The sequence below is a fragment of the Micromonospora sp. B9E7 genome, from assembly GCF_039871815.1.
In the GTDB taxonomy this organism is placed as follows: domain Bacteria; phylum Actinomycetota; class Actinomycetes; order Mycobacteriales; family Micromonosporaceae; genus Micromonospora.
Window position 1 is genome coordinate 37,068 of sequence record NZ_JBDPLX010000030.1, and the last position, 19,374, is coordinate 56,441.

Consider the following 19,374-nt stretch of genomic DNA (forward strand, 5'->3'; position numbering starts at 1 on the left):
GTAAGGGAGCGCATCGTGACCGATCAGCACGACCACGACGGCCCGGACGCCGCGCTGCGGGCCGACATCCGTCGACTCGGCACCCTGCTCGGGCAGACCCTGGCCCGCCAGGAGGGTCGCCCGCTGCTCGACCTCGTCGAGGAGATCCGCGCCCAGGTCCGCACCGATGCCCCGGCGGCCGCCCAGCGTCTCGGTGGGCTCGACGTGACCACCGGCACCAAGCTGGCCCGAGCCTTCTCCACCTACTTCCACCTGGCCAACATCACCGAGCAGGTGCACCGCGCGCGGGATCTGCGCCGCCGCCGCGCGGTGCAGGGCGGGTGGCTGGACCAGGCCGCCAAGATGATCGCCGAGCGTGGGGTACCGGCCGAGGAGATCGCCAACGCGGCACGTCGGTTGGCGGTCCGACCGGTCTTCACCGCGCACCCGACCGAGGCGGCCCGCCGCTCGATCCTCTCCAAGCTGCGGGCCATCGCCGACGAGTTGGACGCCGAGACGGCCAACGCGATCCTCTACGGCGCCAGCGACGAGGGCCCCGCCAACCGCCGCCTGGCCGAGCTGCTGGACCTGATGTGGCAGACCGACGAGCTGCGGCTCGACCGGCCGGACCCGACCGACGAGGCCCGTAACGCCATCTACTACCTGCGCGACCTGTACGCCGAGGCCGCCCCGCAGGTGCTCGACGACCTGGCCGACACGCTGCGTACCCTCGGCGTGGAGACCTCGCCGACGGCCCGGCCGCTGAGCTTCGGGACCTGGATCGGCGGCGACCGCGACGGCAACCCGTTCGTCACCCCGGCGGTCACCCGCGAGGTGCTGACCATCCAGCACGAGCACGGCATCGCGGCGACCGAGAAGGCGATGGACCACCTGATCAACGAGGTCTCGGTCTCCCGCCGGCTGCGCGGGGTGTCCCTGGACCTGTCCGCCAGCCTCGCCGCCGACCTGGACGCGCTGCCCGAGGTGGCGACGCGGTTCCGTCGGGTCAACGCGGAGGAGCCGTACCGGCTCAAGGCGCGCTGCGTGAAGGCGAAGCTCGCCAACACCCGGCAACGGCTGCGCCAGGGCACCGCGCACGTGCCGGGGCGCGACTACCGCGGCTCCGCCGAGCTGATCGCCGACCTCGACCTGCTGCGCGCCTCGCTGGCCCGCAACTCCGGGCAGCTCACCGCCGTCGGCCGGCTGGCCTCCACCATCCGTACGGTCTCCGCGTTCGGTCTGCACCTGGCGACCATGGACGTCCGGGAGCACGCCGAGGCGCACCACGCGGTGCTCGCCCAGCTCTACGAGGCGGTCGGCGAGGTCTCCGACTACCCGGCGCTGACCCGGCTGGAGCGCACCAAGCTGCTCGCCGACGAGCTGACCGGCCGCCGCCCACTGTCCACCGTGGACACTTCGCTGTCCGAGCCGGCCCGCAAGACGTTCGACGTGTTCGGGACCATCCGGGAGGCACAGGACCGGTTCGGCGGCGAGGTGATCGAGTCGTACATCATCTCGATGACCCTGGGCGTCGACGACGTGCTGGCCGCTGTGGTGCTGGCCCGCGAGGCCGGCCTGGTGGACGTGCACAGCGGGCGGGCCCGGATCGGGTTCGTGCCGCTGCTGGAGACCCCGGCCGAGCTGAACTCCGGCGGTGAACTCCTCGACGAACTGCTGTCATTGCCCGCGTACCGGGCGCTGGTGACCGCCCGGGGCGACGTGCAGGAGGTGATGCTCGGCTACTCCGACTCGAACAAGGAGGCCGGGATCACCACCAGCCAGTGGTCGATCCACCGGGCGCAACGCGCGCTGCGTGACGTGGCCGCCCGGCACGGGGTGCACCTGCGGCTGTTCCACGGCCGGGGCGGCACGGTCGGGCGCGGCGGCGGGCCGACGCACGAGGCGATCCTGGCCCAGCCGTACGGGACGATGGACGGCGCGATCAAGGTGACCGAGCAGGGCGAGGTGATCTCCGACAAGTACACCCTGCCGTCCCTGGCCCGGGAGAATCTGGAGCTCACCCTCGCGGCGGTGCTCCAGGCGACCCTGCTGCACACCGCACCCCGGCAGCCGGCCGAGATGTTGGAGCGCTGGGACGCGACGATGGACGTGGTCTCCGAGTCCGCGTTCCGCTCCTACCGGACCCTCGTCGAGGACCCGGACCTGCCGGCGTACTTCTGGGCGTCCACACCCACCGAACTGCTCGGCGCGCTGAACATCGGCTCCCGGCCGGCGAAGCGCCCGAACACCGGCGCGGGCCTGTCCGGTCTGCGGGCGATCCCGTGGGTGTTCGGCTGGACGCAGACCCGACAGATCGTGCCGGGCTGGTTCGGTGTCGGCTCCGGGCTGGCCGCCGCGCGCGAGGCCGGCCTGGCCGACGTGCTGGCCGAGATGCACCGCAACTGGCACTTCTTCCGCACGTTCCTGTCGAACGTCGAGATGATGGTGACCAAGACCGACCTGAACATCGCCCGCCGGTACGTGGAGACCCTGGTGCCGAAGAAGCTGCACCCGATCTTCGAGCAGATCGAGCAGGAGTACGAGCTGACCAAGCGGGAGCTGCTGGCGGTCACCGCCTCGCCCGCACTGCTGGAGAACTCGCCGGTGCTCCAGCGCACCCTGGCCGTCCGCGACACCTACCTGGAGCCGTTGCACCACCTCCAGGTGGCGTTGCTGCGGCAGTACCGGGAGTCCGGTGCCGCCGGACGGGCGGTGGCCACCGCCCCGGGCGGTCGACGCGCGCCGAACGACGGCACCGCCCTGGAGCGGGCGCTGCTCACCACGGTGAACGGCATCGCCGCCGGAATGCGTAACACCGGCTGATCAGCGGGTACGAGAACGGGCCCCGGTCGCTGTGACCGGGGCCCGTTCTCGTAGTTCCGAACGACGGTCAGAAGTCCCCGCCGCCGAAGTCGCCACCACCGAAGTCCCCGCCGCCGAAGTCCCCACCGGCGTAGTCGCCGCCGCCGTAATCGCCGCCGCCCTGGTCACCGCCGCCGAAGTCGCCGCCCTGGTCACCGCCGTCGCCGCCCTGGTCGACACCATCGCCGAAGCCCTCCTGGTAGCCGGCGTCGTAGCCGTACCCGGGGTCGGCGAATGCCGGCGAGAACAGCGCGTCGGCGATCAGGATGCCGCCGAGCACGCCGGCACCAGCGCCCAGCGCCGTCTTCCACCAGGGCGTCGAATACCACCCGGCCGGCACCGGCCGGCCCTGATAACGCCCACCGGGGTAGTAGTAGGGCGTTTCCCGGCCGGGTTGCGGGCCGGCCCGGAAGGTCTGCCCCTGCACGTCGACCTCGCGCTCCTTGGTGAGCTGCCCCACGCCGCGGGCGGCGGCCAGGGCCGGCACCTCGGGGCCCGGGTCGATGCCCAACGCGGTACGCGCCGCCCTGATGTACGCCAACCCTTCGAGCGCGGTCTCCCGAGCCAGACCGAACTGGTGCGGCGTGCGCGCCTGCTCCAGCTGCGAGCCGGCCGCGTTGTAGCGCTCACCGGCATCGGCAAGCGCCTGGCGTACCGCCGGGTCGTCGCCGTGAAGGTTCATCAACTGACCGCCGAGGCGCTCGTACCACCGTTGCGCCTCCGCGCGGGCGTCGCCGAGCTCGGTGCGACGCCGGGCACCGGCCTGGGCGCGGATGAGCACCGCGGCGCCCACCGCGCCGACCAGCACGACCGCGAGGCAGAGCACAAGTTCCATGCCATCGAACGTACCCCCGGGTGGCACGTCGTATCCGTCTGGCAAGCTCCGGTGATGGACGTCTCGACGCTGCTCCTGGTGATCGTGTGCCTCGGCGCCGGCGGGGCGGTGGGCTGGCTCGCCGCGCGTTCCCGGTCGGCGGCCGACATCGCCCGCCTCGATGCCACCCTGGCCGCCACCCGCGAGGGCGAAGGTCGGTTGGAGCAGTCCATGCGGGCCCTCAGCTACGAGGCCACCGCGCAGTCCCAGGAGGCGGTGGCCCGAGCGGTCGCCCCGCTACACGACACCCTGCGCCGCTACGAGCAACGGGTGGCCGAGCTGGAGCACGACCGGGTCGACGCGTACGCCGAGCTGCGCGAACAGGTCCGCTCGATGAGCGCGGTCTCCGGTGAGCTGCGCACCGAGACCAAGCAGTTGGTGGCGGCGCTGCGGGCACCACAGGTGCGGGGCCGCTGGGGCGAGCACCAGCTGCGCCGGATCGTCGAGGCGGCCGGGATGCTCGAGCACTGCGACTTCGCCGAGCAGGTCACCGCCGCCACCGACCAGCAGGTCGTCCGACCGGACCTGGTGGTCCGGCTACACGGCGGCCGATCGGTGGTGGTGGACGCCAAGGCGCCGTTCGACGCGTACCTGACGGCCATGGAGTCGCGCGACGAGCGCGGCCGGGACACCCATCTCGACGCGCACGCCCGGCACCTGCGAGGGCACGTGGACGCCCTGGCCGCGAAATCGTACTGGTCGGCGTTCGACAGCTCACCGGAGTTCGTGGTGCTGTTCGTCCCCGCCGACCCGTTCCTCGACGTCGCGCTCCAGCGTGATCCGACGCTGTTGGAGCACGCCTTCACGCGCAACGTGGTGCTGGCCACGCCGGCCACGCTCGTCGCCCTGCTCCGCACGGTCGCCTACTCGTGGCGGCAGGAGGCGCTGGCCCGTAACGCCCTCGCGGTGCACACCCTCGCCCGCGAGCTGTACGGGCGGCTCTCCACGCTGGGCGACCACGTGGGCAAGCTCGGGTCGTCGTTGGCCGGTGCCGTGACCGCGTACAACCGGGCGGTCGGCTCGTTGGAGGCGCGGGTGCTGGTCAGCGCCCGCAAGCTCGCCGAGTTGGGTGTCTCGGACGACGAGTTGGCGACGCCCGCGCAGGTCGAGTTGACGCCCCGGCAGCCGCAGGCACCCGAACTGGTCGACCCGGCCGACGACGAGGTCCCGACCCACTCGCCAATCATGTGACAGTGCGTATCAATGCATGTCACGAAGTGGTCACAAGGGACTGACCAGTAGTGACAGTGCTCATCGATACACCGAAAGATTTTGCTCACCCACGCGCCCTTGCCCCTGAGGGCCCTGTTCTCTGGAGGAAAGAGAACGTGAGCAAACCCCGAAATCTGGGCCGGCGTACCTCTGCCGCGCTCTTCGCGTCGGTCCTGGCGGCTAGCGCCGTGACCGCCGTGGGTGGTGCCGCCACCGCGGCCGCCGCTCCCGTCACCACACCGGACGCTTCCCCGGCCACCGCCGCCGAGACGCTGGGCGCTCACGACGCCAAACTGCTCAGCGAGGCCAGGGCCAAGAAGGCCCCGACCGTCACCCTGATCGTCTCCACCGAGAAGGGTGAGGCGGGGGACGTCGCCGACAGCCTCACCAAGCTCGGCGGCACCGTCAGCCAGCGGCAGGACAAGGTCGGCTTCGTGCTGGCCAAGGTCCCGACCGACAAGGCCCTCACGGCGGCGCGGCTGCCCGGCGTGTCGGCCGTCGACCTGGACGAGGTCATCCAACTGCCCGACCCGGCACCGGAGAAGACCCCCGCCGGCACCGCCGGCGCGCGGCAGGCCACGGCCGGGGCGCCGGGCGAGGCCACCCGGGCGGACAACCCCTACATGCCGACGAACGAGACCGGCGCGGTGGCGTTCACCGCGTCCCACCCGGAGTGGGACGGCCGGGGGGTCACCATCGGCATCATGGACTCCGGCGTGGACCTTGCCCACCCGGCGTTGCAGCAGACCACCACCGGCGAGCGCAAGATCGTCGACTGGGTCACCGCGACCGACCCGCTGGAGGACAGGACGTGGCGGCCGATGCAGGCCCAGGTCGCCGGGCCGTCGTTCACCATCGACGGCCTCGGCACCTGGACCGCACCGGCCGGCGCCTACCGGTTCAACCTGTTCAGCGAGTCGATCACCGCCGCGAGCGACGCCCGGGGTGATGTCAACCGCGACGGCGACACGACCGACACCTGGGGCGTGCTGTACGACCCGGCCACCAACAACATCCGGGTGGACGCCAACCAGAACCGGGACTTCACCGACGACCCGATCATGCGGCCGTACAAGGAGAAGTACGACATCGGGTACTTCGGCACCGACAACCCGGCGACCGCCGTTGCCGAGCGGCAGCCGTTCGTCGTCGAGTTCCGCAAGAACGTCGACGTCGAACCTGGTGACGGGCAGCCCGGCCCCTACTACGACTACGTCAACATCGGCATCGTCGAGAGCACCCACGGCACCCACGTCGCCGGCATCACCGCCGCCAACGACATGCTCGGCAACGACGCCTTCGACGGCGCGGCCCCGGGTGCCAAGCTGGTCTCCGCCCGCGCCTGCTCCTGGGGCGGCGGCTGCACCGCGGCGGCCCTCACCACCGGCATGATCGACCTGGTGGCCAACCGTGGCGTCGACATCGTCAACATGTCGATCGGTGGCCTTCCGGGCCTGAACGACGGCAACAACGCCCGGACGAACCTCTACAACGAACTGATCGAGACGTACGGCGTGCAGTTGGTGATCTCGGCCGGCAACTCCGGCCCGGGCCTCAACACCGTCGGCGACCCGTCCGTCGCCAGCAACGTGATCAGCGTCGCCGCCAACATCAGCAAGGACACCTGGCTGGCCAACTACGGCTCGGTGGTCAAGAAGAAGAACGCCCTGTTCAACTTCTCCTCCCGTGGCCCGCGCGAGGACGGCGGCTTCAAGCCGAACATCGCCGCCCCCGGCTCGGCCATCTCCACCGCACCGACCTGGCAGCTCGGTGCCCCGGTGCCCGAGGCCGGCTACGCGTTGCCGCCCGGCTACGCGATGCTCAACGGCACCTCGATGGCGTCCCCGCAGACCGCCGGCGCCGGCGCGCTGCTGCTGTCGGCCGCCAAGGCCACCGACCGGGGAGTCAGCCCGGCCGCCCTGCGGCGTGCGCTGTTCACCTCGGCCAAGCCGATCGCGGACGTGCCGACGTACGCGCAGGGCTACGGCATGGTCAACGTGCCGGGCGCCTGGCAGCTGCTGCGCCAGGGCGTCGAGACCCGGTCGTACGTCTCCGACGCTGCGGTCTGCAGCCCGCTGGCCGGCCAGCTGACCATCTGGAACGGCGTGAAGTTCGTGCCGAACCCGGGTCGGGGCACCGGCGTCTACAACCGTTGTGCCGCGTCCGACGGCGGTCACAAGGTCGGGCAGGGCAAGACCTACCCGGTCAAGATCACCCGTACCAGCGGTCCGGCCGGCACCATCAAGCACGACGTCACGTTGCAGGGCAACGACGGCACGTTCAAGGCGCCGAAGACGGTCGCGCTGCCGCTCAACAAGGCCGTCACCGTCAACGTGACCGCCAAGCCGACCGCCGAGGGCGCGCACGGCGCGATCATGCGGATCGACGACCCGGCCACGAACGTGGTCGACTTCGAGGTCTCCACAGTGGTGGTGGCCTCGAACGACGTGAAGAAGCCCACCTTCTCGTACGCCAACGAGGGCTCGGTCGACCGGAACGGCTTCACGTCGTACTTCGTCACCGTGCCGGAGGGCGCCAAGGCGCTCCAGGTGAACCTGTCCGGGATCGCCACCGGTTCGCAGACCCGGTTCATCGCGATCAACCCGCTGGGTGTGCCGGTGGAAAGCACCACGAGCACCGTCTGCTACACCAACTTCTCCGACGTCAACGTCTGCAAGCCGCAGGAGCGTGACTACCAGAACCCGCTGCCCGGGGTCTGGGAGATCGAGGTGGAGTCGCGGCGTACGTCCCCGGCGCTGAACAACCCGTTCAAGCTTCAGGCGCGGGTGCAGGGCCTGACGGTCGAGCCGGCGCTGGTCGAGCTGCCCAGTGTCGAGGCCGGCGAGCCGACCCCGGTGAGCTGGGAGGTCACCAACGCCTTCGGCCCGGTCTCGGTCAGCGGCCGGAGCGGCGCACTGACCGGTGTGCGGACCGAGCGTCCGACCATCACCGAGGGCGGCCCCAACCAGGAGTGGACCGTCGAGATCCCGGCCGGTACGTCGACGTTCACCGCCCGGATCGGCAACCCCGCGAACGCGGGCGCCGACCTGGACCTGTTCGTCTACCGGGGTACCACCGAGGTCGGCCGGGCGGCCGACGGTGACTCGGAGGAGGCGGTCACGCTGACCAACCCGCCGGCCGGCACCTACCGGGTCGTGGTGGAGCCGTACGGGGTCGACGGGCCGGGGACCAGCACCGCCTACGACTACTACGACGCGTTCGCGTCCGCGTCGCTGGGCACGATCACCGCCCCGGCCGTCGCGGTGCCGCTGATGCACGGCGAGTCGACCACCATCACCGGCACGGTGACCGCGGTGGCCGTTCCGGCCGACGGGCGTCAGCTCTCCGGTGAGCTGGCGATCGTCACCAACGAGGGTGCGATCGTGGGTCGCGGCAACGTGTCCATCGGAGCTGTGAACTGATCCGCTCGTAACACCGGCAGGAGCCCGTCCCCACGTTCGGGGGCGGGCTCCCGCATGTCAGGGGTGAGTGGTCAGGACCGGTGGGCGCTCTCCACCACGAACGGGGTGCCCTGCTGGCAGGTGGTCATCATGCCGGGCTCCACCCGACCGGTGACCTCGACCCGTGCGCCCGGCGTCAGCACGTCACGCGGGCCACCGAGCAGCAGGTATTCGTCGAGCAGCACGCAGCCGGGCTCCACGCCGCCCTGCACGGTGCCGCTCAGGGTGGTGGCCCCGACGCCGGGCGGCGTGCTCGGGCCGCCCGGTTTCGGAGTCTTCGCCCCGGGCGGCGGGGTGGGGGTGAGAGGCGTTGGCGAGACGGTCGGGTCGGGCGTGGGCTGGCTGGTCACCGGCTGCGCTCCCGTCGGTGTCGGGGTGGGTGTGCCGCCCCCGCCACCCTGACTGCCGCAGGCGCTCAGCGCCACGCAGACGGCCAGCGCGGGGACGGCGAGCCGAAGAGTCCTCATGCCGGATCTGACGTACGCCGGGTCGGGTTCGTTCCCGCGCTCACCCGCGCGCCGCGGCGGCCTTCATGTCCCGCTTCAGCTCCTGCGGGAGCGAGAACGTGAGCCGCTCGTTGGCGGTGGTGATCTCCTCGACGTCGCCGAAGCCGCGCGCGGCGAGGTGGACCAGCACCTCCTGGACCAGGTCGTCCGGGACGCTCGCACCGGAGGTCAGGCCCACCGTGGTGGCCCCCTCCAGCCAGGCGTCGTCGATCTCGTGGGCGAAGTCGACCAGGTGACCGGCACGGGCGCCCGCGTCCAGGGCGACCTCGACCAGGCGAACCGAGTTGGAGGAGTTGGTCGAGCCGACGACGATCACCACGTCGCAGTCGGCGGCGATCTCCTTGACCACGTGCTGCCGGTTGGAGGTGGCGTAGCAGATGTCGTCGCTGGGCGGGGACTGCAGCAGCGGCAGCCGCTGCTTGAGGCGGGCCACCGTCTCCAGCGTCTCGTCGACCGAGAGCGTGGTCTGGGAGAGCCAGACCACCTTCTCCGGATCACGGACGGTGACCTTGTCGGCGCCGTCCGGGCCGTCCACCAGCTGAATGTGCGCGGGGGCCTCACCTGCGGTGCCGATGACCTCTTCGTGCCCCTCGTGACCGATGAGCAGGATGTCGTAGTCCTCGGCGGCGAACCGCTTCGCCTCGTGGTGCACCTTGGTGACCAGCGGGCAGGTCGCGTCGATCGCCTTCAGCGAGCGCGCCCTGGCCTGCTCGTAGACCTCGGGGGCCACGCCGTGCGCGGAGAAGATGACGGTCGACCCCTCCGGCACCTCCTCGTTCTCCTCCACGAAGATCGCGCCCTGGGCCTCCAGGGTCTGCACGACGTGCTTGTTGTGCACGATCTGCTTGCGTACGTAGATCGGGGCACCGTAGAGCTTGAGTGCCTCCTCGACGGTCTGCACCGCGCGGTCGACGCCAGCGCAGTAACCGCGGGGCTTCGCCAGGAGCACGCGCTTGCGGGTCTCAGTCACCACCCCATCGTACGTGCCACCCCTGAACCCGCCACCGCGCCGCGACCGCCCCCAACCCCGGTGATCAAGAGGTTTGCGTCAGAAACGCGCCCAGCGCTGACGCAAATCTCTTGATCACCGGGGAGGTCCGTAGGGTGGGCGGGTGAGCGAGGGTGGGCGGGTGGGGAGCGGCGGGGGCAGCAGCGCTGAGGAGCCTTGGCCGGTGCGGGTGGTCAGCCAGAAGGTGGGGGCATGGATCGCCAAGCTGGGCTGGGTGTGGGTGGACGGGCAGGTGGCGCAGATCAGCCGCCGCCCCGGAGCCAGCACCGTGTTCCTCACCCTGCGTGACCCGTCGGCGGATCTGAGCCTGACCGTCACCACCAATCGGGACGTGCTGGACGCTGGCGCGCCGGAGCTGCGCGAGGGTGCCCGCGTGGTGCTGCACGCCAAGCCGGAGTTCTACGCCGCGCGGGGCACGCTCAGCCTGCGGGCCGACGAGATCCGCCAGGTGGGGCTCGGGGAGCTGCTGGCCCGGCTGGAGAAGCTCAAGAAGCTGCTCGCCGCCGAAGGGCTCTTCGACCGTTCCCGCAAGCGCAGACTGCCGTTCCTGCCCGGCCGGATCGGGCTGATCACCGGTCGCGCGTCGGCGGCGGAGCGGGACGTGCTGACCAATGCCCGGCGGCGCTGGCCCGCGGTGGAGTTCCGCACGGTCAACGTCGCCGTGCAGGGTCCGTCCGCCGTGCCGCAGATCGTGGACGCGCTCAAGGTGCTGGACGCCGACCCGAGCATCGACGTGATCATCATCGCCCGGGGCGGTGGCGGCATCGAGGACCTGCTGCCCTTCTCCGACGAGGCGCTCTGCCGCGCGGTGTTCGGCTGCCGTACGCCGGTGGTCAGCGCGATCGGCCACGAGACCGACGCGCCGCTGGTCGACTACGTCGCCGACGTCCGCGCCTCCACCCCGACCGACGCGGCCAAGCGGGTCGTCCCCGACCTCACCGAGGAGGTACGCCTCATCGGCCAGGCCCGGCACCGCCTCGAACGGGCGGTCCGCAACCTGGTGGACCGGGAGACCCACCGACTCGACGGGCTGCGGTCCCGGCCGGTGCTGGCCCGCCCGCAGGTGATGGTGGAGCAACGGGCGACCGAGCTGACCGCGTTGCGCCAGCGGGCCGGCCGCTGCCTGGAACACCGGCTCTCCGCCGCCGACGATGATCTGCGGCACACCCTGGCGCGGCTACGCGCGCTCTCCCCCGCCGCCACCCTGGACCGGGGGTACGCGATCGTGCAGCGCGCGGACGGCCACGTCGTCCGCGCGGCGGCGGAGGTCGGCAGGGGCGACCCACTGCGGGTACGGCTGGCCGACGGCGAGCTGGCCGCCACGGTCGACGGCTGAGTGGCAACGCGGTGTCACGGGTGAGCGCCGACCCGGCATCACGGCTGAGTGGGACCCGGCGTCACGAGCAAGTGGCAACGCGGTGGAACGGCTGAGTGGCGACGCGGTGGCCCGGGGTGCGGTGTGTTGAGATGGACGCGATGACTGACGACACGAAGACCGGGCCGGACGAGCGGCTCAGTTACGAGCAGGCCCGCGCCGAGCTGGCCTCGGTGGTCGAGCGGCTGGAGGCCGGCGGCACGTCCCTGGAGGAGTCCCTGGCGCTCTGGGAGCGCGGCGAGGCGCTGGCGGTGATCTGTCAACGCTGGCTGGACGGTGCACGGGCGCGGATCGACGCCGCCCGGCGGGAGCCAGCTTCCTGACCACCAGCAGGGCGAACAGACCGCCGGCACGACTGATACCGCCCGCGCCGGGTGCTCGTCGCCCAGATCCGCGCAACATCAGGGATGTTGGTGTATCCCGCGGGTTGGAGGTAGCAACATCGGCGAAGTTGCGCGGATCTTGGGCACGGCGAACAGCGATCGCCGGTGGGGCGGCCGGAGCCGCCCCACGCGCGTACGTCAGTTGAACAGGTTGTACAGCTCGGCCGGCGCCTCGACGACCTGGGCGGCCGGCGGCTTCTGCGCGGCGGTGGCGGCACCGTAGTCGGAGTACGTCATCCGGATCTCCTGCGCGGTGGTCTGCCCGGAGGCCGGCAACTGCAGCACCAGTTCGCTGAGCCGGCCCTGCGGGTCCACCTTCGCGGTGAACGGGACCGTCTTCGCCTGGGTGCCCAGCGCGGCGATCGTGGCGGCGTTCAGGGAGCCCGCCTCGGCGGCCTTGGTGACGTCGATGGTGCCGGCGTACGCGCCGGTGCCGGTGCTGCGTACCTCGGTGATGCCCTGGGTCAGCACCGCGCTGCCCGCCGGGTCGACCTTGTCGAAGTCGAAGCCGAGGTTGCGGTTGCCCTTGATCCGGGCCTGGTCCAGGTGCTGGTACTTGCCGAGGTTGAGCTGCTTGATGGCCGGCAGGCTGTTGGCGGTGGGGCCGCTCAGCTCCAGCTTGACCCAGCTGTCCGGCTTGTAGTGGATCACGTCGAGCTTCATCGCCAGGTCGGACGAGGGGCCGCCGATGGCGATCTTCATGGCCGCGCTCTGGCTCGGCTGGTGCACCTGCCCCTCCACCGTGGAACCGACACCGGCGAGGGCGAACCGGAAGTTGCCGTTGCTGATCTCCTTGGTGGAGTCGAGCAGGGCCTGCTTGGCGTCACCCGCCACCGGGGCCCCGGACGGGCTCGCCGTGCCGGACGCGGTCACCGTCGGGGTCGCGGTCGAGCCGGCGGTGCCGGTGCCACCGTTGCCGCAGGCGGCCAGGGCGGGCGTGATCAGAGCGGCGGCCACCAGGCCGGCGCCGAGTCGTCGGACAGTCATACGTGTCTCCCAAGAGGGTCACCCGACGACCTGGACGGCGCCGGAAACCGGGCGACGCAGCAGCACCGTCGGCTGCGTCGCGCGATCCGGGCCGAACAGCGCGCCCGGATCACTCCCTCTCTGTTCCCTGTTGGCGCGTCGGACAATCACCCTTCTGTCCGATTGCCAGGAAGCGACCCGCGCCGGGTGCCTCCGAGAGGCGGGGTCGGGGAGGCCCGAGGCCGCCCCGACCCCCATACGAACTACTTGAACATCTCGTACGTCTCGGCCGACGCCTCGACGACCTTGTCAGCCGGCGGCTTCTGCGCGCCGGCGCCGGTCCCGTAGCCCGAGTAGCCGATCTTCACCTCGTGCGCGGCGGTCTCGCCGGCCGCCGGCACGGAGATGACCAGTTCGACGAGCCGGCCCTGCGGGTCCAGCTTGGCGGTGAACGGCAGCGCCTTCGCCTGTGCGCCCAGCGCCTTGACGACGTCCTCGTCCAGGGCGATCGAATCGGCGACGGCCGAGATGTCGATCTTGCCGGCGTAGGTGCCCTCGCCGGTCTTCTGCACGTCGGTCACGCCCTTGATCAGCGCGTCGCTGGCGATCGGGTCGAGCGACTCCGGGTCCAACTGCAGATCCTTGATGCCCTCGGCCTTGGTCTTGTCGAGGTGCTGGTACTTGCCCTTGTTCTTCACCGCACCAGGGATGGCACCTGCCAGGGCGCCACCGAGGTCCATCTTCACCCAGCTCTCGGAGTCGATGTAGACCAGGTCCATGTCCATCGACATGTCCTGTGACGCGTCACCGAGCTTCATCTGGAGCTGCGCACTGTTGCTGGGCTTGTGCACCAGACCGCCACCGGTCATCTCGGCACCCGCCACGGTGAAGGTGAAGTCACCCTTGGCCAGTTCCTTGGTCGAGGCGAGCAGAGCCTCCTTCGGGTCGGCCGGGACCGCTGGCGCGGAGGGGCTCGCGCCGGCGGTCGGCTCGGCGGCGTCGGACTTGCACGCGGCCAGGCCGGGGACGAGCAGGGCGGCGGCGAGGAAGCCGAAGCTCCACCGTCGAATGTTCACGAAGATCTCACTTCGAAGCAGGGGGGAATGTCCGGCGGCGACACCTGCCGGACCTGAGCCGGGGCAGCCTAACGGATCTTGACTCTCGCTGACGTCCGCCGATCGGTGGACCCCCGTCAGCGCAGCGAGCCGGCCAACTCGCGCAGCTCGTTGTCCCGGGCATCACCGACGACGATCACCGTACGGCTCGGCTCCAGCAGGACCAGCGCCTGCTGGTTGTCCCGGGCGGTGTAGCGCTGCCAGTTGCGCCCGGCCAGCTCGGTGGACCCCTGCGGCTGGGCCTGGCTGGTCAGCTCGGCGGGGAGCAGCCGCTCCGCGGGCACGCTGCTCTGCAGGAGCTGAACTCCCCGCCCCTCCGGGGTGAGGTAGCCGAGCCGCAGGTTCGCGCCACCCTCGACGGTCTGGTAGCGGGCGCTGACCGTCGACCAGTCGGAGCCGAGCCCCTGCGGCTGGCTCACCGGAAACACGTTCGCCGACCGGGCCTGCTCGATGGCCGGGGCCGGATCGACCGTGGTGGGCTGGTCACCACCGAGAAAGCCCCGGTAGAACGCCAGCAGCAACGCGATCGGGACGAGCAGCACCAGCAGTGAGATCGCCATGTCCTTCGGCGAGCGCTCGGACTTGCCGGACACCATCCGTGGGGGCGGCGTCGGATCGGTCAGGGCGGGCTCACCACCGGAGCCGGTGGGGACGTCGACCGGCGGCTGACCGTCGGGCGGCGTGCGGTCGGCGGGGTCGCGGTCGGCTGGCTGTGCGGGTTCCACCCCTCCATCTTCGCAGCCGCCCGACCGGCGGTATCCGGGCCATCACCGCCCCGCGCCGACGCCGGGTCGGCCATCGTGTGAGGATCAGCGACAAAGCCGGCAGCGGGGACCGCCCCGCCACCGGTCGTCCCCGCACCGTCGCGAGGAGGAGCAGCCGTCATGACGAACACCAGGACGCGGATCCCACAGGATCTCGACCGAAACCTGGCCCTCGACCTGGTACGGGTCACCGAGGCAGCGGCGATGGCCGCCGGCCGGTGGGTGGGCCGTGGCGACAAGGAGGGCGGCGACGGAGCCGCCGTCGACGCGATGCGCAAGCTGATCAACTCGATCCAGATGCGCGGCGTGGTGGTGATCGGCGAGGGCGAGAAGGACAACGCCCCGATGCTCTTCAACGGCGAACACGTCGGCGACGGCACCGGCCCCGAGGTGGACGTCGCCGTAGACCCGGTCGACGGCACCACCCTGATGAGCAAGGGCATGCCGAACGCGGTGGCGGTGCTCGCCGTCTCCGAGCGGGGCGCGATGTTCGACCCCAGCGCCGTGTTCTACATGGAGAAGCTCGCCGTCGGCCCGGCGTACGCCGACGTGATCGACATCAACGCCGGCGTGGCCGAGAACCTGCGCCGGATCGCCAAGGTCAAGGGCACCGACGTCTCCGAGGTGACGGTCTGTGTGCTGGACCGGAGCCGCCACGACGACATGGTCGCGCAGATCCGCCGGACCGGGGCGGGCATCCGGTTCATCTCCGACGGCGACATCGCCGGCTCCATCGCGGCTGCCCGGGGCGAGTCGGACGTCGACGTGCTGATGGGCATCGGTGGCACCCCCGAGGGCATCATCTCCGCCTGCGCGCTGAAGTGCATGGGCGGCGCGATGCAGGCCAAGCTCTGGCCGCGCGACGAGCAGGAGCGGGAGAAGGCGATCGCCGCCGGGCATGACCTGGACCGGGTGCTGGGCACCGACGACCTGGTCACCGGCGACAACTGCTTCTTCGTGGCGACCGGGGTCACCTCCGGGGATCTGCTGCGCGGGGTGCGCTACCGGGCCGGTGGCGCGTACACCCAGTCGATCGTGATGCGGTCGAAGAGCGGCACCATCCGGGTGATCGACTCGTACCACCGGCTGGAGAAGCTGGCGCTCTACTCCGCTGTCGACTTCGACGGTCGTCCGCTGGCCGAGCAGGAGTGACCAACGCCGACACGGCGGCCCCGCAGGTCCTGTCGGCCACCCGCCGGATCACCGGTGTCGCGCTGGCATCGATCTCCGGGGTCGCGGTGGCGGTGCAGTCGCGCATCAACGGCGAGCTGGGGGTACGCCTCGACGACGGTTTCGCCGCCGCGGTGGTGTCGTTCGGCCTGGGCCTGGTGGTGCTCCTGGTACTGGTGCCCGCGACCCCTGGTGGCCGACGAGGGCTGGTCGCGACGCGGCAGGCCCTACGGACCGGCGCGCTGCGGCCGTGGCAATGCCTCGGCGGGATGTGCGGGGCGTTCCTGGTGGCCACCCAGGGGCTCACGATCGGCACGTTGGGCGTGGCGGTCTTCACCGTGGCGGTGGTGGCTGGTCAGACCGGCAGCAGCCTCGCCGTGGACCGGGCCGGGATCGGGCCCACCGGCCGGCAGCCGGTCACCCGGCAGCGGCTGGCCGGCGCAGTGCTCACCGTGTTGGCGGTCTGCCTGGCGGTCGGCGACCGCCTGGGCGACCCGGGTGCGCTGGCGCTGGCCCTGCTGCCGCTGCTCGCCGGGGTGGGCATCGCCTGGCAGCAGGCCGTCAACGGCCGGGTCCGGGCGGCGGCCGACAGCGCGTTGACCGCCACCCTGGTCAACTTCGCCGTCGGCACGGTCACCCTGCTCGTGGCGTTCGCGATCGACATCGCCGTACGCGGTTGGCCCACCGGGCACCTGCCCACCGAGCCGTGGCTCTACCTGGGCGGGCCGATCGGCATCGTGTTCATCGCGATCGCCGCGGCGATCGTGCGCTTCACCGGTGTGCTGCTGCTCGGCCTGGCCACCATCGCCGGGCAGATCGTGGGGGCCGTACTGCTGGACCTGGTCCTCCCCACGGCGGCCTCGCACCCCGGGTTGAACACCCTGCTCGGGGCCGCGCTGACCATGGTGGCCGTGCTGGTCGCCGCGCTGGCGCCACCGGCCCGCCGCTGACCGCCAGCGCCTGGTCGGGGTTCAGGGCGGCGGCACCTGCTGGTGCGGGTGGGGCACATGCGGCGGCGGATAGGGCACGTACGGCGGGTAGGGCGGGTTGGGCAGGTAGGGCGGCCTGTTCCGCCGGCCCCGCGTCAGGGTCGGGTCGACCAGCCTGGAGGTCAGGATGGCCAACAGCAGGCCCGGCACGGTGGCCAGCAGGGCCCACGACACGGCCGACCGGGTGTCCGGCGGGTTGCCGTACAGCCAGCCGATCAGTGGCACTCCGGCCAGGAGGACGGTGAGCAGGAGGCCGCCCAGCGTCCATCCGACCCAGCGCGTCGTCGCGCCCACGTACCAGGCTCGGATGACCAGGACGATGGCCGGCAGGACGCCCAACGCCAGGACGAACAACAACACCAACGACACCCCGATGATCTCGTCGTCCCGGGGCCAGAGCGACGTCAGCACGAGGCCCGCGAGCAGCACCGGTAGGCCTCCGACGAACCCCCACCAACTCCCGCCGCCCGCACGACGGACGGCCAGAGAACTCGCCACCAGGGTGACCAGGCCGCCGAGGGTGACGGCGAGTACGACGGCGAGCAGCAGGTCCAGCGATCGGGTGCCCGGGCTGCTGCCGTCCAGACTGGGCAGATCCTCGGTGCCCCACCACGGAGAGCGACCGCCCTCGTTGAAGAGGAAGCCGTCGCGCTGCCACCCGCCGTCCGGCAGGCGGCGGAGGAAGCCGTCCCGGCCGTTGGCGACCAGCACCTCGTGGCCACCGCCGACGGCGGGGTAGACGATCAGTTCGCGGGAGGCGAAGTGTCGGCGGATGTCGCCCGGATTGGTCGACTGGCGGGCCAGCGCCTCGCGTTGCCCGTCCGGCACCTCCCAGGCCGTTCGCCAGGTCGCGCCCGTGTCGTCGCTTTGCTCCACCCGCAGATGGCCGGTGACCACCCGGTAGCAGCGGCGGGCATCATCAGGTGCGCAGGCCTGCCGACGCGGCGGGTCCTGCTCGTCCAGTCGCTGCTGCTCGTCCTCCGTGGCTGCCCGCCAGGTGGCCGCACCGCTGTCGCTGACCGCCCACTCGCCGTCCGACGGGCTGGTCGGCCAGTTGTGTGTGCTGTAGCCGCTGCCGACCGAGATCGCGGGCTTTCCGTCGAGCGTCGTGACGCCCAGGGCATAGGGGTACCAGACGGCGCTGGTGGCGGCCACGGCCAGTAACGCCGGTGGCAGCACCAGCAACGTGCGGGCCATCCGTGCGGCCCGCTGCCGCACCGGCCGCTCGCGGGCTCGTCTCCAGCTCCACCAGGCGAGGCCGAGGGCCGGCAGGGTGAGCAGGTCGGTCCAGTCGGCCCGGACCAGCGACGGCCCGGCCAGCACGGTCCAGGCCGAGGAGGCGAGCTCGGCCGCGTACCCGTTGGATTTGACGACCGCGAACCCGGCGCCCACGGCGACCAGGCCGGCCAGCGCGGCGATCCGGGCCGGCAATCGTGGCACCAGCAGGGTCAGCAGCACCGCGACCAGCGGCGGAGCGAGCACCAGGCCGGCGACGTCGCTCAGCTTGCCGGTCAGCAGCCCGGGAAAGGCCGGCTTCAACACGTGGTCGTTGACCAACAGCAGGACCAGTGCGAGCAGCGTGGTGGGGTGGCAGAGCCAGGGCAGTGTGGTCGGTGCACCGTCGAGCCGCGCCTCGGGACCGGTCATTCCACCAGGGTCCGGTGAGCGCGTCTCGGTCTGGCTACGGACCGGTCTGCTTCCGGTACCGACGGTCAGCCGGCGTCGGAGGAGTGCCCCGGGAAGAGGCGTGCGCTCGGGTCGATCGCCACGGCCGCGTTGTTGACGGCTGTCGCGGCCTCGCCGAAGCCGGTCGCGATCAGCCGGACCTTGCCCGGGTATTCGGTGATGTCACCCGCCGCGAAGACCCTGGGCAGGTTCGTCGCCATCGCGCTGTCCACCAGGATGTGCCGCCGGTCCAGGTCGAGGCCCCACTCGGCGAGAGGGCCCAGGTCGGCGGTGAAGCCGAGGGCGGCGACCACGATGTCCACCGGCAGCGTCTCGGCCGCGCCGCCGCGCACGGTCACCTCCGCGCCGGTCACCGCGCCGTCGCCGAGCAGCCGGCTGACCTCGGCGTTGACCACCACACGCACCGGCAGCGACAGCACCCGGGCCACCGTCGAGGCGTGGGCCCGGAACTTCTCCCGCCGGTGCACCAGGGTCACCGAACGGGCCAACGGTTGCAGCGCCAGCGCCCAGTCGAAGGCGGAGTCGCCACCACCGACGATCAGCACGTCCCGGTCGGCCAGCTCGGCGGGGTCGGTGACGAAGTAGACGATGCCTGTGCCGGGAGCCCCGTCGGCGCACGGCAGCGGCCGAGGGCTGAAGCTGCCGAGCCCGCCGGTGATCACAACCGCTCCGCAGGTGAGCTGCTCGCCGCCGGCCAGGCCGAGAACCGGGCGGCCGTCGGAGTACGAGAGCTTCTCGGCGCGGGTGCCGAGCAGGTACCGCGGATTGAACGGGGCTGCCTGGGCGACCAGGTTGGCCACCAGGTCGCGGCCCTTGACGGCGGGGAAACCGGCCACGTCGAGGATCAACTTTTCCGGGTACATCGCGGTGACCTGGCCGCCCGGCTCCGGCAGCGCGTCGATCACCGCCACCGACAGACCCCGGAACCCGGCGTAGTACGCGGCGAAGAGGCCGGCCGGACCGGCCCCGATCACGGCGACATCGACCTCACGCATGGCGTACCGTCGCTTTCCGCTTACGGAT

The 19,374-nt window shown here is 71.6% G+C and carries 15 protein-coding genes; 7 read left to right on the forward strand and 8 right to left on the reverse strand.

Going from position 1 to position 19,374, the window contains the following annotated elements:
- Positions 1–15 precede the first annotated feature (15 nt).
- Complete coding sequence (ppc, locus tag ABGB10_RS31080) at positions 16–2,802, forward strand: phosphoenolpyruvate carboxylase (protein WP_347664544.1); 2,787 nt, start codon at positions 16–18, stop codon at positions 2,800–2,802.
- 67 nt (positions 2,803–2,869) lie between these two features.
- Here ppc and ABGB10_RS31085 read toward each other — a convergent pair whose 3' ends face one another.
- Positions 2,870–3,676: a hypothetical protein gene (locus ABGB10_RS31085; RefSeq protein WP_347664545.1), complete on the reverse strand. Its 807-nt coding sequence runs from the start codon at positions 3,674–3,676 to the stop codon at positions 2,870–2,872.
- Between the two features lie 54 nt (positions 3,677–3,730).
- Here ABGB10_RS31085 and ABGB10_RS31090 point away from each other — a divergent pair, with 54 nt between their 5' ends.
- Together ABGB10_RS31090 and ABGB10_RS31095 are read left to right on the forward strand one after the other, a co-directional pair.
- Positions 3,731–4,906: a DNA recombination protein RmuC gene (locus ABGB10_RS31090; RefSeq protein WP_347664546.1), complete on the forward strand. Its 1,176-nt coding sequence runs from the start codon at positions 3,731–3,733 to the stop codon at positions 4,904–4,906.
- A gap of 137 nt (positions 4,907–5,043) precedes the next feature.
- Positions 5,044–8,349 (forward strand): S8 family serine peptidase, encoded by a 3,306-nt coding sequence (locus ABGB10_RS31095; protein ID WP_347664547.1) that lies wholly within the window; start codon positions 5,044–5,046, stop codon positions 8,347–8,349.
- Positions 8,350–8,420: 71 nt separating this feature from the next.
- Here ABGB10_RS31095 and ABGB10_RS31100 read toward each other — a convergent pair whose 3' ends face one another.
- Both ABGB10_RS31100 and ABGB10_RS31105 read right to left on the reverse strand, forming a co-directional pair.
- Positions 8,421–8,855, reverse strand: a complete 435-nt coding sequence (locus ABGB10_RS31100) for a hypothetical protein (RefSeq protein WP_347664548.1) — start codon at positions 8,853–8,855, stop codon at positions 8,421–8,423.
- Positions 8,856–8,895: 40 nt separating this feature from the next.
- On the reverse strand, positions 8,896–9,867 hold the full coding sequence (locus ABGB10_RS31105; protein ID WP_347664549.1) for a 4-hydroxy-3-methylbut-2-enyl diphosphate reductase: 972 nt from the start codon (positions 9,865–9,867) through the stop codon (positions 8,896–8,898).
- A 139-nt stretch (positions 9,868–10,006) separates the two neighbouring features.
- Here ABGB10_RS31105 and xseA point away from each other — a divergent pair, with 139 nt between their 5' ends.
- Together xseA and ABGB10_RS31115 are read left to right on the forward strand one after the other, a co-directional pair.
- On the forward strand, positions 10,007–11,239 hold the full coding sequence (gene xseA, locus ABGB10_RS31110) for an exodeoxyribonuclease VII large subunit (RefSeq protein WP_347664550.1): 1,233 nt from the start codon (positions 10,007–10,009) through the stop codon (positions 11,237–11,239).
- 140 nt (positions 11,240–11,379) lie between these two features.
- Positions 11,380–11,601 (forward strand): exodeoxyribonuclease VII small subunit, encoded by a 222-nt coding sequence (locus ABGB10_RS31115; protein WP_347664551.1) that lies wholly within the window; start codon positions 11,380–11,382, stop codon positions 11,599–11,601.
- Positions 11,602–11,799: 198 nt separating this feature from the next.
- On the opposite strand, the gene ABGB10_RS31120 is transcribed toward ABGB10_RS31115, so the two are convergent.
- From ABGB10_RS31120 to ABGB10_RS31130, 3 genes are all read right to left on the reverse strand, one after another.
- Positions 11,800–12,648: a hypothetical protein gene (locus tag ABGB10_RS31120; protein WP_347664552.1), complete on the reverse strand. Its 849-nt coding sequence runs from the start codon at positions 12,646–12,648 to the stop codon at positions 11,800–11,802.
- A 242-nt stretch (positions 12,649–12,890) separates the two neighbouring features.
- On the reverse strand, positions 12,891–13,703 hold the full coding sequence (locus ABGB10_RS31125; RefSeq protein ID WP_347664553.1) for a hypothetical protein: 813 nt from the start codon (positions 13,701–13,703) through the stop codon (positions 12,891–12,893).
- 116 nt (positions 13,704–13,819) lie between these two features.
- Positions 13,820–14,467: a DUF4245 domain-containing protein gene (locus ABGB10_RS31130; RefSeq protein WP_347664554.1), complete on the reverse strand. Its 648-nt coding sequence runs from the start codon at positions 14,465–14,467 to the stop codon at positions 13,820–13,822.
- Positions 14,468–14,626: 159 nt separating this feature from the next.
- Between ABGB10_RS31130 and glpX the strand changes: the two genes are divergently transcribed.
- Complete coding sequence (gene glpX, locus ABGB10_RS31135; protein WP_347664555.1) at positions 14,627–15,658, forward strand: class II fructose-bisphosphatase; 1,032 nt, start codon at positions 14,627–14,629, stop codon at positions 15,656–15,658.
- 29 nt (positions 15,659–15,687) lie between these two features.
- Positions 15,688–16,626: a DMT family transporter gene (locus ABGB10_RS31140; protein ID WP_347664586.1), complete on the forward strand. Its 939-nt coding sequence runs from the start codon at positions 15,688–15,690 to the stop codon at positions 16,624–16,626.
- A gap of 21 nt (positions 16,627–16,647) precedes the next feature.
- Here ABGB10_RS31140 and ABGB10_RS31145 read toward each other — a convergent pair whose 3' ends face one another.
- Positions 16,648–18,312, reverse strand: coding sequence for a hypothetical protein (locus ABGB10_RS31145; protein ID WP_347664556.1), 1,665 nt, complete (start codon positions 18,310–18,312; stop codon positions 16,648–16,650).
- A 65-nt stretch (positions 18,313–18,377) separates the two neighbouring features.
- Complete coding sequence (locus ABGB10_RS31150; protein WP_347664557.1) at positions 18,378–19,346, reverse strand: NAD(P)/FAD-dependent oxidoreductase; 969 nt, start codon at positions 19,344–19,346, stop codon at positions 18,378–18,380.
- Positions 19,347–19,374: the final 28 nt, after the last annotated feature.